Annotated in this window: 1 protein-coding gene; it reads left to right on the forward strand. The window is 40.2% G+C overall.

Going from position 1 to position 684, the window contains the following annotated elements:
• The first annotated feature begins 48 nt into the window (after positions 1–48).
• Positions 49–564: a shikimate kinase gene (locus ACRCJ0_RS17775; RefSeq protein WP_431388581.1), complete on the forward strand. Its 516-nt coding sequence runs from the start codon at positions 49–51 to the stop codon at positions 562–564.
• The last annotated feature ends 120 nt before the right edge of the window (positions 565–684 follow it).

Below are 684 nucleotides of genomic sequence, written 5' to 3' on the forward strand. Positions count from 1 at the left end.
TATTAAGCGCGTAAGTCACTCAATTGGAAATGGAAGGTTGATCAAAGGATGCCAATCATATTAACAGGATTTATGGGTGTCGGAAAGACAACAGTCGGGCGCATTTTGGCCAACAAGTTAGGGGTCCCATTTGTGGACATGGATAGCTATATCGAGGCCCGTCGAGGTCAGACGATTGCAGAACTCTTTGATCAAATTGGAGAATCGGGTTTTAGATTATTGGAGTTTCAAATCTTGACGGAATTACTAGAGGCTGAAGAAAATGCCGCTTTAGTGATTTCAACCGGTGGTGGTATTGTGGAAACGGCTGAGTGCCGCCAACTGCTAGCCAAACAAGATAAGGTTTTCTACTTACAAGATACCTTTGAAAAGTCGTGGCAGCGGATTAATCGTGGAGGTCCCGGTAACAATGACCGCCCCTTAGTTAATGACAATAGTAAAAGTCAAATGGCTGCCAAGTATGAACGACGAATTCCTTTATACGAGGAAGCGTCGAATTACCTACTAGATGTTCGTCAAACGGATGCACATGAAACAGCAGAAGTTATCAGAAAAATGAGTTAATTGAATTTTATTAAATAGAAGGGAGATATTGCTAAACTGCATATCTCCTTTTTAGCATATATGTACTCATGGATTATTAGCTAATAGTAATTAAATAATAACCGTTTACCTTTGACTTGT

The sequence above is a fragment of the Aerococcus sp. L_32 genome, assembly GCF_050689315.1.

Coding starts and splice junctions, on each gene's coding strand:
- ACRCJ0_RS17775 (WP_431388581.1), top strand. CDS start 49: ATGCCAATCATATTAACAGGATTTATGGGTGTCGGAAAGACAACAGTC.